At 67.4% G+C, this 13,018-nt stretch carries 13 protein-coding genes; 8 read left to right on the plus strand and 5 right to left on the minus strand.

The genetic code is table 11. The annotated features are described in order from the left end of the window. The first annotated feature begins 6 nt into the window (after window positions 1-6). The 4 genes from METLW3_RS27305 (at window position 7) to METLW3_RS0102500 (ending at window position 2,551) form a co-directional block, all read left to right on the plus strand. Complete coding sequence (locus METLW3_RS27305) at window positions 7-972, plus strand: SRPBCC family protein (protein WP_024878428.1); 966 nt, start codon at window positions 7-9, stop codon at window positions 970-972. Window positions 973-1,010: 38 nt separating this feature from the next. Further along, a complete protein-coding gene (locus METLW3_RS0102490; protein ID WP_024878429.1) occupies window positions 1,011-1,424 on the plus strand; it encodes a VOC family protein in 414 nt (137 codons plus the stop codon). 110 nt (window positions 1,425-1,534) lie between these two features. Next, the gene (locus METLW3_RS0102495) at window positions 1,535-1,948 is read left to right on the plus strand and encodes a VOC family protein (protein WP_024878430.1); all 414 of its coding nucleotides are present in this window, start codon (window positions 1,535-1,537) and stop codon (window positions 1,946-1,948) included. A gap of 57 nt (window positions 1,949-2,005) precedes the next feature. Beyond that, complete coding sequence (locus tag METLW3_RS0102500; protein ID WP_024878431.1) at window positions 2,006-2,551, plus strand: SRPBCC family protein; 546 nt, start codon at window positions 2,006-2,008, stop codon at window positions 2,549-2,551. Between the two features lie 45 nt (window positions 2,552-2,596). On the opposite strand, the gene smc is transcribed toward METLW3_RS0102500, so the two are convergent. The 3 genes from smc to METLW3_RS0102515 all read right to left on the minus strand — a co-directional run bounded on the left by smc (window position 2,597) and on the right by METLW3_RS0102515 (window position 9,261). After that, a complete protein-coding gene (smc, locus tag METLW3_RS0102505) occupies window positions 2,597-6,055 on the minus strand; it encodes a chromosome segregation protein SMC (protein ID WP_024878432.1) in 3,459 nt (1,152 codons plus the stop codon). A 100-nt stretch (window positions 6,056-6,155) separates the two neighbouring features. Then, on the minus strand, window positions 6,156-7,355 hold the full coding sequence (locus METLW3_RS0102510) for a GGDEF domain-containing protein (protein WP_036309194.1): 1,200 nt from the start codon (window positions 7,353-7,355) through the stop codon (window positions 6,156-6,158). A gap of 148 nt (window positions 7,356-7,503) precedes the next feature. Continuing rightward, complete coding sequence (locus tag METLW3_RS0102515) at window positions 7,504-9,261, minus strand: glucan ABC transporter ATP-binding protein/ permease (protein ID WP_024878434.1); 1,758 nt, start codon at window positions 9,259-9,261, stop codon at window positions 7,504-7,506. A 279-nt stretch (window positions 9,262-9,540) separates the two neighbouring features. Here METLW3_RS0102515 and METLW3_RS0102520 point away from each other — a divergent pair, with 279 nt between their 5' ends. The 4 genes from METLW3_RS0102520 to lipB all read left to right on the plus strand — a co-directional run bounded on the left by METLW3_RS0102520 (window position 9,541) and on the right by lipB (window position 11,321). Beyond that, window positions 9,541-9,750, plus strand: a complete 210-nt coding sequence (locus METLW3_RS0102520) for a cold-shock protein (RefSeq protein ID WP_024878435.1) — start codon at window positions 9,541-9,543, stop codon at window positions 9,748-9,750. 130 nt (window positions 9,751-9,880) lie between these two features. Further along, window positions 9,881-10,120: a hypothetical protein gene (locus METLW3_RS0102525; protein WP_024878436.1), complete on the plus strand. Its 240-nt coding sequence runs from the start codon at window positions 9,881-9,883 to the stop codon at window positions 10,118-10,120. A 114-nt stretch (window positions 10,121-10,234) separates the two neighbouring features. Continuing rightward, window positions 10,235-10,510 carry a hypothetical protein gene (locus tag METLW3_RS0102535; RefSeq protein WP_024878437.1) on the plus strand — a complete coding sequence of 92 codons (276 nt, stop codon included), beginning with the start codon at window positions 10,235-10,237 and terminating at the stop codon, window positions 10,508-10,510. Between the two features lie 67 nt (window positions 10,511-10,577). Further along, window positions 10,578-11,321 carry a lipoyl(octanoyl) transferase LipB gene (lipB, locus tag METLW3_RS0102540; protein WP_036308579.1) on the plus strand — a complete coding sequence of 248 codons (744 nt, stop codon included), beginning with the start codon at window positions 10,578-10,580 and terminating at the stop codon, window positions 11,319-11,321. Here lipB and METLW3_RS0102545 read toward each other — a convergent pair. Continuing rightward, on the minus strand, window positions 11,303-11,800 hold the full coding sequence (locus tag METLW3_RS0102545) for an RNA pyrophosphohydrolase (RefSeq protein WP_024878439.1): 498 nt from the start codon (window positions 11,798-11,800) through the stop codon (window positions 11,303-11,305). The two genes, lipB and METLW3_RS0102545, sit on opposite strands and share 19 nt — an antisense overlap. Further along, on the minus strand, window positions 11,797-13,002 hold the full coding sequence (locus METLW3_RS0102550) for a divergent polysaccharide deacetylase family protein (protein ID WP_024878440.1): 1,206 nt from the start codon (window positions 13,000-13,002) through the stop codon (window positions 11,797-11,799). Before METLW3_RS0102550 ends, METLW3_RS0102545 begins: the two co-directional genes overlap by 4 nt. Between the last annotated feature and the right edge of the window lie 16 nt (window positions 13,003-13,018).

Here is a 13,018-nt window from a genome sequence, read left to right on the forward strand (position 1 = left end):
GGCGTCATGTCCGACGATGCTCGCATTTCAGTCCCTTCGGACGTTCCGGAGATTTCCGGGACGCGCCTCTTCGATGCGCCGCGCGCGCTTGTTTTCGACGCTTTCGCCGCGCCCGATCGACTGGCGCGCTGGTTCGGGCCGAAGGGTTTTTCGCTCACGACGCACGCTTTCGAATTCGCGCCGGGCGGCGTCTGGCGCTTCGTCATGCACGGCCCGGACGGGCGCGATTACGAGAACAAGATCGTCTTTCGCGAGATACAGCGGCCCGAGCGCATCGCCTATGTCCATCCGGGCGACGACGACGCGGATCCTGTGAGAAAGGAGACGACCATCTCCTTCTCGCAAGAAGGCGAGAAGACGCGCATCGACTGGCGGATGCGCTTCCCGACGCTCGTCGAGCGCGATCGCGCCGAGCGTGAATATGGCGTCGCGATCGGCCTCGCCGAAAATCTCGATCGCCTCGGCGATTTCGTCGAGGAATCGGCCGATCCTGTCTTCTCCACGTCGCGCCGCTTCGCTGTTCCGCGCGACCTTCTGTGGAAGGCCCTCACCGAGCCCGAGCGAATGGCGCAATGGTTCGGGCCGAAGGGCGTTCCGGTCATCGCCTCGGAAATGGATTTCCGTCCGGGCGGCTCCTATCACTATGGCCTGCGGGCGCCGGACGGCGGCCCCATGTGGGGGCTCTTCGAATATCGCGAGATCGAGGCGCCGACGCGCATCACGCTCATCGCCTCCTTCTCCGACGCGAATCGCGGGCTCACACGGCATCCGCTGAGCGAGACTTGGCCGCTGAAGGTCGAGACGACTTATGTTTTCACCGAAAAGGACGGCGCCGGCGCGCTGACGCTCGTCGCGCGGCCCTTCGAGGCGAGCGCCGAAGAGATCGCGACCTTCGCCGGCGCGCTCGAGGCGCTGAGCAATGGCTGGGCCGGAACATTCGATGAGCTGGAGAGCTATCTCGTCCAGGGCTGACCCGCCTCCACAATCTTTTAAAAGCAAAGGAGCATTCGATGACGATGAAGCCTTATCTCTTCTTCTCCGGCCGCGCCGATGAAGCCATCGCCTTCTACCAAAAGGCGCTCGGCGCCGAGGTGAATTTCCTGCTGCGCTTCGACGAGAGTCCCGAGCCGCCGCCGCCCGGAGCGCTCGCGCCCGATTGGGGCGCGAAGATCATGCATTCCTGCCTTCGGATCGGCGATTCGGAAATTTTCCTATCGGATGGCTGCGGCACAGACGCCGCTCACTTCGAGGGCTTCGCCGTCTCGCTCGAGGCGAAGAACGCAGCGCAGGCAGAAGGCTTCTATGCCGCGCTCCTCGACGGCGGCGAAGCGCGCATGCCCTTGGGCGAGACCTTTTTCGCGACGAGCTTCGGCATGGCGGTCGATCGCTTCGGCGTGCTGTGGATGATAGTCGTCCCAAAATAACGGCGACGAGAGCGCTGGACGATTCGCGCCTGTTGACGAAACGCCTCGCGCGGACATGATCTCCCCCACGAAACGAGCGCCCTTCCGCGGCGCTCGCGGGGAGACATGCGATGACAATTCAACCCTATCTCATCTTCGACGGCCGCGCCGAGGAAGCCGCGGCCTTTTATGAGAAAGCGCTCGGGGCGCAGGTTCAGATGCTGATGCGCTACAAGGATTCGCCTCTGGCGCCGCCGGCGGACATGATGCCGCCGGGCTGGAACGCCAAGGTGATGCATATGGCGCTGCAGATCGGCGACGCCGTCGTCTTCGGCTCGGATGGCGACGGCGCCGAGAGCGGCGGCTTCAAAGGCTTCTCGCTCTCCTACGGCGCCAAGACCCTCGAGGAGGCCGAACGCGTCTTCGCGGCGCTCGCCGATGGCGGCGAGACGCAGATGCGCTTGACCAAGACCTTCTTCTCACCCGCTTTCGGCATACTCACCGATCGCTTCGGCGTTCCCTGGATGGTGGTCGTGCCGCAATGACGGCGCGCGGCGCCCGCGTGGAAGCGGGCGCCGCTCCGCCCCTTCACGAGGTTGGACATGTTGGAAATTATCGGCGCTGGCGTCGCCCTCATCATCGCCGTCATTCTCGTGCTGGCGGCGCGCCAGCCGGACGTCTGCCACATTGCGCGCTCCATCTTCGTCGCCGCGCCGCCGGAGCGCGTTTTCCCGCTCGTCGACGATCCGCGCGCCACCAATGAATGGAGTCCTTTCGTGAAGGACAAGAGCGTGAAGCTCTCCTATGCCGGCCCGGAGCGCGGCGTCGGCGCGGCCTGCGATTTCGAGGGCGATGCGAAAGTCGGCGCCGGACGCGTCGAGATCGTCGAATCCGTCGCGCCGTCGAAAGTGGTCGTCGCCTTGCGCATGGATCGGCCTATGAGATGCAGCAATCGTGTCGAATTCACCATTGCGCCGCAGGATGGCGGCTCGCTCGTCACCTGGGACATGAAGGGCCGCCAGCCCTTCCTCGGCAAGCTGTTCAGCCTCGTCATGAAGCCGGAGAAGATGGTCGGCGGCGCATTCGAGCAGGGCCTCTCCGATTTGAAGCGCCTCGTCGAGACGGCGCGCGAGGAGGCGGCGGAATGATGCGACGAAAACAGTCGTTCATTCCGTGAGCGCGACGGCGCGGCCTCAGACCGCCTGCGCGTATCTCTCGGCCTGCTCGAGATCGACGGAGACGAGCTGCGATATGCCCCGCTCGGCCTGCGTCACGCCGAACAGGCGATCCATGCGCGCCATTGTGATGGGATTATGCGTGATGGCGACGAAGCGCGTGTCGGTCTTCTTGCGCATATCCTCGAGCAGAGCGCAGAAGCGCTCGACATTGTAATCGTCGAGCGGCGCGTCCACCTCGTCGAGCACGCAGATCGGCGACGGATTGGTGAGGAAGACCGCGAAGATCAGCGACATTGCGGTCAGCGCCTGCTCGCCGCCGGAGAGCAGCGTCATCGTCTGCGGCTTCTTGCCCGGCGGGCGGGCGAGAATGTCGAGGCCGGCCTCCAGCGGATCGTCGCTCTCGATGAGCTGCAATTCCGCCGTGCCGCCGCCGAACAGCAGGCTGAACAGCTCCTTGAAATGCGCGTTCACCTGCTCGAAGGCGACGAGCAGGCGCTCGCGGCCTTCCTTGTTGAGGCTGGCGATGGCGCCGCGCAATTTCTTGATCGCCTCGGCGAGGTCTTCGCGCTCGGCCATCATCTTGTCGCGCTGCGTCTCGATCTCGCCGAGCTCCTCCTCGGCGCGCAGGTTCACCGCGCCCAATCTTTCGCGATCCGCCTTCAGCCCTTCCAGCTTGCGCTCTATGTCGGGAATGGCGGGCAGCTGCGTCTCCTCTCCGGTGACGCCGGCGAGCTCGGCGAGCGAATGCTCCTCGCTCTCCAATTCCATGGCGATGGCGTGCTCCACATCGGCCGAGCGGCGGCGCGCGGCCTCGAGCTGCGCCTCGCTGCGGGCTTTCTCCTCGCGCGCGGCGCTCATCGCCTCCAGCGCCATGCGGGCGGCGCGATCGGATTCCGCCTGCGCCGTCTCGCCGGTCGTGCGCGCATCGGCGGCGGCGCGGCGGGCGGCCTCGGCCTCCTCGATCGCCGAGAGAAGATTGCGGCGCTGGAGCAGGAAGGTCTCCGGCGAATCGATCAGCCGCTCCTGCTCGTCACGCGAATCCTCGAGGCGGCGCTCCAATTCCGATATGCGGTCCTGCGCGCGGTCGCGCCGCTCCATCCAGGAGGCGTTCTCGCGCAGGATCGCCGATTTGCGCGCGGCGCGCGTCTCGGCCTGATGGCGCAGCGAGGTGAGCGCGGCGCGCGCCTCGCCGGCCTGAGCGCGCTCGGCGGCGGCGCGGGAACGCACATGCTCCACCGCGCCGGCGAGCGAGGCTGGCTCGTCCAGCGCGTCCAGCGCACGCGCGGCGCCCTCGCGCTTCATCGCCGCCTCGTCGCGATTGGCGAGGATTTGCGCCTTGGCCTCCTCGAGCGCCGACAGGCGCTGCGCGATCTGGCCCAGGCGGCGCTCCGCCACGACATGGCGCTCGCGCGCTTCTTCCAGCGCGGCGCGGGCGCGGCGCTGACCCTCGCGGGCGGCGCTCTCGGCAAGGGCGGCAGCGCGCGCCTGCTCCTGCGCCGTCTGCGCCTCGTCGGCGAGCGCGTCGGCGGCCTCGCGGGCGGCTGCGGCCTCGAGGCGCAGATCGGCGAGGCGATTCTTCTCGGCCAAACGGCGGGCGGCCGGCGTCGGCGCCTCGGCGGCCTGGGTGAATCCGTCCCAGCGCCAGAGGTCGCCTTCCTTGGAGACGAGGCGCTGGCCAGGCTTCAGCATGGAGCGCAATGCTGCGCCCTCGCTGCGCAGCACGACGCCGATCTGCGCGAGGCGCCGCGCCAGCGCCGGCGGAGCCTGCACCATCTCGGCGAGCGTGCGCACGCCCGGCGGCAGCGAGGGATCGCCGGCGCCGGAGGTGAGCGCCCAATGGGCCGGGGCGGAGGTCTCGATGGAGGCGTCGAGATCGTCGCCGAGCGCGGCGCCGAGCGCGGTCTCATAGCCCTTCTCGACGCTGACGCTCTCCACGATCGGCGCCCAGAGATCGCCGCCGCCCGATTCGAGCAGCTTTTCCAGCGTGCGCGCCTCGGTCTCGAGACGTCCGGCGCGCTTCTCGGCCTCGGCCAGCGGCTGGCGCGATAGGCTCTCCGCCTCGCGCGCCTCGATCGCCGCCTCTTCGGCCATCAGAGCGGTCTCGTCGGCTTCGCGCGCCTGCTCGCTCGCCATTTCGAGCGATTCGGCGAGGCGCTCCACCTCCTCCGCCGCGCCGCCCTGGCCGGCGATCAGCGCGAATTCCGTCTCGACGCGGGTCAGCTCGGCCTCGAAACGCGAGACGCGCTGCGTCTCCTCGCGCAGCGCCGCCTCCAGCGCTCCGCGCTGGGCGTTGACGCCGGCCAGCGATTGCTGCGCCTCGGAGAGTTCGGCCTCGGTGCGGGCCAGCGCCTCCTCTATCTCGGCGAGACGCTCCCGCGCTTCCGCTTCGCGCTCGGCGCCGATGGCGTCCTGCTCGGCGAGCTCGCCGCGTTCGTCCTCGAGCCGCTGCGTCACCTCGGCGGCGTCGTCGATCAGCGCGCGCTCGCGCTCGACGTCGCGGGCGAATTGCTCCGCGTGGCGGGTCAGCTCGGCGATGCGCTCCTTGGCGCGCTTCTCTTCGCCGTCCAGCGCGTCGCGGGCCATGATCAGCCGATGTAGCGCCGCGCCGGCCTCGGCCTCCTTGTCGCGGAGCTTCGGCAGCTCGAAGGCGGCGATCGCCTGCAGTCGCGCGGCCTCGGCCTGCTGCAACGTGCGCTCCTCGACGAGCTTTAAATCCTCTTCCAGCTTGCGCTCGGCGAGCTTCAGCTGCTCGCTTGCCTGCCGATGCGCGATATAGGCGGCGAGCGCCTCATTCTTGCGGATTTCCGCCGCCACGGCGCGATAGCGCTGCGCCTGCCGCGCCTGGCGGCGCAGGCTCTCTGTCTGGCCGTCGACCTGTTTCAACACATCCTCGAGGCGGGTGAGATTATCGGCGGCCGCGGTCAGGCGCAGCTCGGCCTCGTGACGGCGGGAGTGGAGGCCGGCGACGCCGGCGGCGTCCTCCAAAATGCGGCGGCGCGCCTGCGGCTTGGCCGAGATGATCTCGCCGATCTGCCCCTGGCGCACCAGCGCCGGCGAGCGCGCGCCGGTGGCGGCGTCGGCGAACAGCAGCTGCACATCCTTGGCGCGCACCTCGCGGCCATTGATCCTATAGGTAGAGCCCGCCTCGCGCTCGATGCGGCGGGTGACTTCCAAAGTCTCGGCGTCGTTGAAAGCGGCCGGGGCGGTGCGGGAGCTATTGTCCAGCACGAGGCCGACTTCCGCGACATTGCGGGCCGGGCGCGAGCCGCCGCCGGAGAAGATGACGTCATCCATCCCCGAGCCGCGCATGTTTTTGTAGGAGCTTTCGCCCATGACCCAGCGCAGGGCCTCGACGAGATTGGACTTGCCACAGCCATTCGGCCCGACGACGCCGGTCAGGCCCGGCTCGATCAGAAAATCTGTGGCCTCGCAGAAGCTCTTGAAGCCGAGAAGTCGGAGCCGCTGGAATTTCATGCGCGCCAGAGCGCCACAAAATAGCGGGGAAGGCAAGAAATAGGGCGCGATATGTTGTGGGAATGCGCGGTTTCGCCCCCGCATCCCCGGTTGGCTTCGGTCAGGCGACATTCCTGGCGAGAGGCGCGTCCTCCTCTGCCCAAAAGCCGCCGCCGCGTCCCTTGCGCTTCATTCGGTAGAGGGCGGCGTCGGCGCAGGACACGAGCTGCTCGAGCCCGGCTCCGTCTCGCGGAGCCAAGGCGACGCCGATGCTGACGCCGATCTGAATTTTCCCTCCGAGGAGTTCGTAAGGCGCGCCGACCGCCTGGACGATGCGGCGCGCCAGAAGCTCCGCCTCGTCGGAGAGCTGGATCCCGAGCTGGATGACGACGAATTCGTCGCCTCCGAGGCGAGCGACAGTGTCTCCCTGGCGCACGGTCTGCGTCAGCCGTTCGGCGACGGCCCGGAGGAGGGCGTCTCCCGTGATATGGCCGAAACTGTCATTGACCTCTTTGAAGCGGTCGAGATCGAGATAATGGAGCGCGAACAGGCCGCCGGTCTGCTCGATGCGCGCGCCGGCCTCTTCCAGCTTCTCTTGCAGGAGAATGCGATTGGCGAGGCCCGTCAGATGGTCTCTGCCGGCCAGCGCCGCGAGATCCAGCTTCGCGATGATCTGCTGTCGCACCGTGTCATAGAAATCCTCGACCAGCCCGAGGCCGGCCAGAGCGAAAACGCCGACGACGACCGCCTGAGTGGCGAAGACCGTCTGCGCGTACCAGCCGTCTGCGGCGATCGCGCGCATGCCGAAACCCGCGACTGTCGGTATGGTCGCCAGAGCCACGCTCCCCCAGCAGAGCTGCGGGCGGGCGGACAGGCGGGTGACGACGCCCGCCCCATAGGCGAGGATCAGCGTCGTGACCAGCATCGGGCTCAATATGAGGTCGGACACGGCGGCCTCCACCGTGAGCGCCCGCGCGTCGAGCGCGCCGAGCAAGGCGGCGAAGGCGAAGCTGCCGACGGCGTAGCGCTGGTCCCATTGCCTGGCTTCGCTCGCCGTGGGGCGCGCGGCGGCCCGCCGGCGGCGATAGAGCAGCATGAGAGCGATGCGAGCGCCGGAGACGATCGCGCCGGCGAGGGTCACGAGCAAAAGCAGGCCGTCGCCTGTCCGGATTGTCAGCAGGGCGCCGATGCCGACCATGGTGACGCCCATGATGGCGATGGGAGGAAGAGCCCTGTAGACGACTTCCACGAGCTCGATCAATGCAGCGTCCGGAAGCTCGTCCGAACGCCGCGAAAAGCGTTGCAGGTATTTGGTCAGCATGGATCGCTCGCGCCGTTTCATCGAGGATAGGCGCGACGACGAGCGAGAGCTAGAGCGCATAGCGCGGTTCTGCCCCTATAGGAAACAATCGCTTAAGCGTCGGAGCCGCCGAATGCGCAGCCGCCGCTCTGGGCCTCTCGGAGAGGGGTCACGACGCCGCGGTGATGAACTGCGCCTTGGCGAGCTCGGCGAACAGGCCGCCTTTCGCCACCAGTCCGTCGAAGGTCCCGCTCTCGACGATCTCGCCGTGATCCAGCACCAATATGCGGTCCGCATGGCGCACCGTCGCCAGACGATGGGCGATGATGAAAGTGGTGCGGCCGGCGGTCGCCGCCTCCAGCGCTTTTTGCAACTGACGCTCTGTGGTCGCGTCCAGCGCGCTGGTCGCCTCGTCGAAAATCATGATCGGCGGGTCCTTCAGCAGCGCGCGCGCGATGGAGAGGCGCTGACGCTCGCCTCCCGAGAGCGTGCGGCCGCGCTCCCCGACCAGCGTCGAAAGCCCCTCGCTCTGCCGCGCCACCAGATCGCGCGCCTGCGCCAGTTCCACGGCGCGGGCGATCTCCTCCTCGCTGGCGTCCGGCTTGCCGACGCGCAGATTCTCCTCGATCGAGCGGGCGAACAGCATGGGCTCCTGAAACACGACGCCAATGTTGCGGCGGAGCGAGGTCAGCGTCATGTCGCGAATGTCGATTCCGTCGATCGTCACCCGGCCCTGCGCGGGATCGAAGACGCGATGCAAGAGGCCGAGCGTCGTCGATTTGCCCGAGCCCGTCGCGCCGACGAGCGCAATGGTCTCGCCCTGCCGCGCCGAGAAGGAGACGTCGCGCAGCGCGAGACGCTCGCCGCCATAAGAAAAGCTCACATTCTCGAAAGCGACGGCGCCCGCGAGCCGGCCGAGATCGCGCGCATCCTCGCGATCGGCGACCGTCGGGCGCGTGTCGAGAATGGCGAAGAATTCGGCGATCTTGGGCGCGAGCAGAAACAGCACATTGAGGAAGCCGACCATTTGCTCGAGCCTGCCGATGAGCATGGTCGCGAAGCTCATGAAGGCGACGATCTCGCCGATGGAGGCGAGGCCCTGCAAATGCAGCCAGGCGCCGAGCAGAAAGATGACGAGCAGGGTGAGCGTCGCCGAGGCGCGGCTCGCTACCGCCGCCAGCGCCCACCAGGAGAGCACCGGAATTTGCGCGGCGAGCAATTCGTCGATGATCCGCCGCAGCGCATTGGTCTCGCTCTGCACGCGCGTGAAGCTCTGCACCACGGCGACATTGCCCAGCGCGTCGGAGGCGTGCTCGGCGAGCGAGGAATGGTGACGCTCCACCTTGCTCTGCAATTGCTCTGTGCGGCGCAGGACGAAAGAGGTGAGCGCGCCGAAGACGATGACGAGCACGATGAGCGGCAGAGCGAGCCGCCAATTGACGAAGAGCGTCGCCGGCAGCAGCACGAAGAGCGCGACGAAGGAGGCGCAATTCTCGCGGAAGAAGGAGAGCCACAGCCCCGCCATTCCCGAGGCGCCCTCCAGCATCACCTTCAGCAGCCGGCCGGAATGCGCGCCGGCGTGAAAGCTCGACGGCAGATCGAGCACATGCTCGAAATAGGCGGCCATCACCGCGAGCCGGCTCCGATGCGCGAGACGATCGGCGTGCAGCGCGACCAGCACAGACGCGGCGATGGAGAAGAGGCCGAAGCCGGCCCAGGCCGCCAGCAGCGGCAGAAGATCGCCCCAGGCGAGCTTGACGCCCGCCGCCTGCGCGCGCGTGAGCACGTCTATGACGCGGCCGAACAGCATGGGCTCGGCGAATTGCGCAATGGCCACGGCGAGATTGGCGACGACGAGGAGCGTCGCGAGACGTTTCTCGGGCTTCAGCTGCGCGAGGACGCGGAGATAGACGGCGAGCACGGACATGAGGCAACTAAATGGGAGAGGCGATGGCGCGGTCTATAGCGGGCCGGCCGGGGAGCGCAAGGTCGCGCGAGGCGAGAGCTTCGCGAATTCTCGCCGGCCACGCTTGTATTATCCGCCCGAATGCCCCACATACGTTCTATCGAGTTTTCGGCCGGTCGACTCCTGCTTCGCGCCTAACGGCGCCCCGGGCATTATGACTTCCTCTCCAGAACATCGATCAAGCGAGGCGTCGCATGTCGCGAACGCCTCAATCCCCCCTGTTCTTCGAAAGGACAAGTCATGCAGACCGGCATCGTGAAATGGTTCAATGCGCAAAAGGGTTTCGGCTTCATTCAGCCGGAGTCCGGCGGAGCCGACGTCTTCGTTCATATCAGCGCTGTCGAGCGTGCGGGCCTTAACGGCCTCGCCGAGGGCCAGAAGCTCTCCTATGAGATCGTCGTCGACCGGCGCAGCGGCAAATCATCGGCGGATCAGCTGAAGGTCGACTGACCTTAGCGATCAGGCCCTGCGCGCCGACCGCGGATGTACCGGCGGCGAGCGCGGGGCCTTCTCCCCCGGTGGAGGCGCGTCGTTCCTTCGCGGATCGGCGCGTCGCACTCCATCCGAAAGGGCCGACATTGTGAGCGCGCATTCGAATGAGCTCTCCCGCTATCAGCGGCTTCGCAAAGAAGCGCCGACGCATAAGTTTCGTCTCGGCGCGCAAATCTATCATCGCCTCGGCGCGCGAACGGAAAAAGAGACATTCCGGATCATGCGCCTGCTGCCCGACAGCGGCGCCGGATTCCAATATGTCATCAAAGGAGACCGGGACGGTCTCGAACGTGTCGTGACGGAAGCGGGAATGGAATTCGCCTGGTAATTTCTCGCTTCGGAGGGTTGTGCGCGTCGCTCGCGTCGTCTCGTCCACACGGCTGCGCGGCGGCGTCGTGATCGATTTTCGCGCCGAAAAGCGCGGACGACAGGGAGAAGAGCGATGAGCGCATTCGATTACGGCATGGAAGCCGGCCTTTTCTCATCCAAGACGCTCGCCAAGCGGTCGCGATCCTATCAGAACTCCGTCGAATTCCGGCGTTTCGCCCAGGCCGCGGAGGCGATTCGCTACGCTGTCGAGGATATGCCCGCCGCTTTGCTGGGAACCTGCTCGCTCGAGGTGGCCGAGGCGACCTATACGGGCGCGGCGATCCGCGGCTTGTATGAAAGCGCGGAATTTCCTCTGCCGCGGCGGATCGATGCGGCGGTGAAAAAATAGAATCGTTCAGATAGCGTGACGCGCGCGCCGCTGGAGCGCCGCGGCGCGACGCGATACATTCCCTCTCATGACCGCTCCATTGCTGCGCGACGATTGCGCCCTTTCGCTGCTTCCCCGGCCCGGCTCGCCGCCGGTGGAATGGGTCGTGGCGCCCGGCCTCGTGGCTTATGAGGCCGCCGTCGCCGAGATGGAATCGCTGGTCGAACGCATCGCCGATGGCGGCGCTCCCGAGCGCGTCCTTCTGCTCGAGCATCCGCCCGTCTACACCGCCGGAACCTCGGCCAAGGAGGCCGATCTGCTCGATGCGCGCTTTCCCGTGCATCGCACCGGGCGGGGCGGGCAGTTCACCTATCACGGGCCGGGACAGCGGGTCGCCTATGTGATGCTGGACCTCACACGGCGAAAGCGCGATCTGCGCGCCTATGTGGCCGGGCTCGAGGCCTGGCTCATCGAAACGCTCGCTTCGCTCGGCGTCGCCGGCGAGCGGCGAGAGGATCGCGTCGGCGTATGGACGCGCCGGCCGGACAAGCCTGCGGGCCTTTTCGGCGAGCCGGCCGAGGACAAGATTGCGGCGATCGGCGTGCGCGTGCGGCGCTGGACGACGTTCCACGGATTGGCGCTCAATGTCGCGCCGGATCTCACGCATTTTTCCGGCATAGCGCCTTGCGGCGTGCGGCAGGCGCATCTTGGCGTGACGAGCCTCGCCGATCTCGGCAAGGTCTCCGATATGGCGGCGGTGGACGCGGCTTTGCGCCGCGCCTTCGAGCCCATATTCGGCGCGACGACGGCGCCTCAGTCTCCCGAGAGATGAGCGAAATCGCGAACCACGCGCTCATAGACGTCGCGCTTGAAAGGCACGATCAGCTGCGGCAATAGCGCTGCACGCTCCCAGCGCCAGGCGTCGAATTCCGGCTCGTGCTGGCCGTCGCAGGGGCGCTCTATGTCGATCTCCGCCTCCTCGCCCTCGAAGCGGAAAGCGAACCATTTCTGCGTCTGGCCGCGATATTTGCCTTTCCAGCGCTTCGAGGCCTCGGGCGGCAGATCGTAGCTGTACCAATCCTGCGCCTCGGCGAGCACGGAGACGCTGGTCACATTGGTCTCCTCGTGCAATTCGCGCAGCGCGGCGGCGAGCGGCTCCTCGCCTGCGTCTATGCCGCCTTGCGGCATTTGCCATTCATGCTCGATCACCTGCGGATCGGCGCGCTTGGAGAGGCGCCGGCCGAGGAAGACGAGGCCTTTGGCGTTGATCAGCATGACGCCGACGCAGGGTCTGTAGGCCAGCTCGCTCATTTCCACTTTCCGGCTTTCGCCTCTTTGTCCTCGATCCGCGACGCCAGCGCGCTCAGCGGCACGAGCGCAATTCCCTTGCGCTCGAGCTCGCGCGCGAAACGTGCGAGGCGCGTCATCGTCTGCGGCAGCGCGCCGGCGGCGACGATCGCCTGACCATTGCGGCGCGCCAGCGCCTCGATCTGCGTCAGCGCCTTCTCCATCGCCTCGCCCGAGGCGCCGGCGTCGATCGCCACATCCGCCCGCGCCGCCGACAAGGCGAGACGCGGCGCGAGGGTCGCAACGAGCGAGCGCGGCGACGTGCCGTCGTCGAGAAAGAGCAGCCCGCGCCCGGCTATGTCGGTGAGCGTGGGCGTCAGCGCGGTCTCGTCGGCGGTGAATTGCGCGCCGAGATAATTCACCATGCCGATATAGCCCGAAAATCGGCTCATCAGCCAGTGCAGATCCTCGAGCCCGGCGCCGCGCGTCGTCAGCAGCGTATGCGGCCCGGGATTTTCGCGCGGATAATCATAAGGCTCCATCGGAGCCTGCAGCAAAATCTCATGGCCGCGGTCGCGCGCCTTGGCGGCGACGCTCTCCGGATCGGCGCCATAGGGCGCGAGCGCCAGCGTGACGGCGCCGGGCAATTCGTCGATGGCGCTCGCCGTGAGCTGCGCATTGAGGCCGACGCCGCCGACGACGAGCGCGATGCGCGGCGCGCCAGCGGGCAGACGCGCGCTGATCGTCGCAGGGCGGGCGTAGACTTCCATCGGCTTCGCGCCATCGGCGCCGATCTTGGGCAGCGGGCCGCTGCGGCCTTTCTCCACCAGGCGCTTGTCCGGCGCCGGCGCGAGCGCCGTATGCTGCTCGTCGAGCCTTATGATGAGCGCGCCGGGAAGCTCGCCGCCGCCGACGCGCGTGACCTTGACGCCCGAGCGCTTTTCGATATCGGCGATCTCATCGGCGCGCTTGTCCGTTTCCGTGACCGACGCGCGCTCCATGGGAACGCTCGCCGGCGCCGGCGGCGGCTCGACCATTTCGATGCGCGCGACGGCGACGGGCTGGCCCGCCTGCGGATCGCGCAAGGACAGGAGAAGCGCGGCGCCGCCGGCTCCGCAGAGCAGCAATGCGGCGACGACGCTTTTCGTCCGCTTGCCGCGAGGGCGCGCCGGGCGTGGCTCCAGCGGCTCGTTCAAGCCCAATGGCTCGTTCAATTCGTCGGTCATTGCCCGCGGCGGGCTC

It is taken from the genome of Methylosinus sp. LW3 (assembly GCF_000527115.1).
GTDB lineage: Bacteria > Pseudomonadota > Alphaproteobacteria > Rhizobiales > Beijerinckiaceae > Methylosinus.

Bases quoted from the DNA above. Each gene is read 5' to 3' on its own strand.
- METLW3_RS0102490 (WP_024878429.1), top strand. From the start codon at position 1,011: ATGACGATGAAGCCTTATCTCTTCTTCTCCGGCCGCGCCGATGAAGCC.
- METLW3_RS0102535 (WP_024878437.1), top strand. From the start codon at position 10,235: ATGAGCGCATTCGATTACGGCATGGAAGCCGGCCTTTTCTCATCCAAG.
- lipB (WP_036308579.1), top strand. From the start codon at position 10,578: ATGACCGCTCCATTGCTGCGCGACGATTGCGCCCTTTCGCTGCTTCCC.
- METLW3_RS0102545 (WP_024878439.1), bottom strand. From the start codon at position 11,800: ATGAGCGAGCTGGCCTACAGACCCTGCGTCGGCGTCATGCTGATCAAC.
- METLW3_RS0102510 (WP_036309194.1), bottom strand. From the start codon at position 7,355: ATGCTGACCAAATACCTGCAACGCTTTTCGCGGCGTTCGGACGAGCTT.
- METLW3_RS0102550 (WP_024878440.1), bottom strand. From the start codon at position 13,002: ATGACCGACGAATTGAACGAGCCATTGGGCTTGAACGAGCCGCTGGAG.
- METLW3_RS0102515 (WP_024878434.1), bottom strand. From the start codon at position 9,261: ATGTCCGTGCTCGCCGTCTATCTCCGCGTCCTCGCGCAGCTGAAGCCC.
- METLW3_RS0102495 (WP_024878430.1), top strand. From the start codon at position 1,535: ATGACAATTCAACCCTATCTCATCTTCGACGGCCGCGCCGAGGAAGCC.
- smc (WP_024878432.1), bottom strand. From the start codon at position 6,055: ATGAAATTCCAGCGGCTCCGACTTCTCGGCTTCAAGAGCTTCTGCGAG.
- METLW3_RS0102520 (WP_024878435.1), top strand. From the start codon at position 9,541: ATGCAGACCGGCATCGTGAAATGGTTCAATGCGCAAAAGGGTTTCGGC.
- METLW3_RS27305 (WP_024878428.1), top strand. From the start codon at position 7: ATGTCCGACGATGCTCGCATTTCAGTCCCTTCGGACGTTCCGGAGATT.
- METLW3_RS0102500 (WP_024878431.1), top strand. From the start codon at position 2,006: ATGTTGGAAATTATCGGCGCTGGCGTCGCCCTCATCATCGCCGTCATT.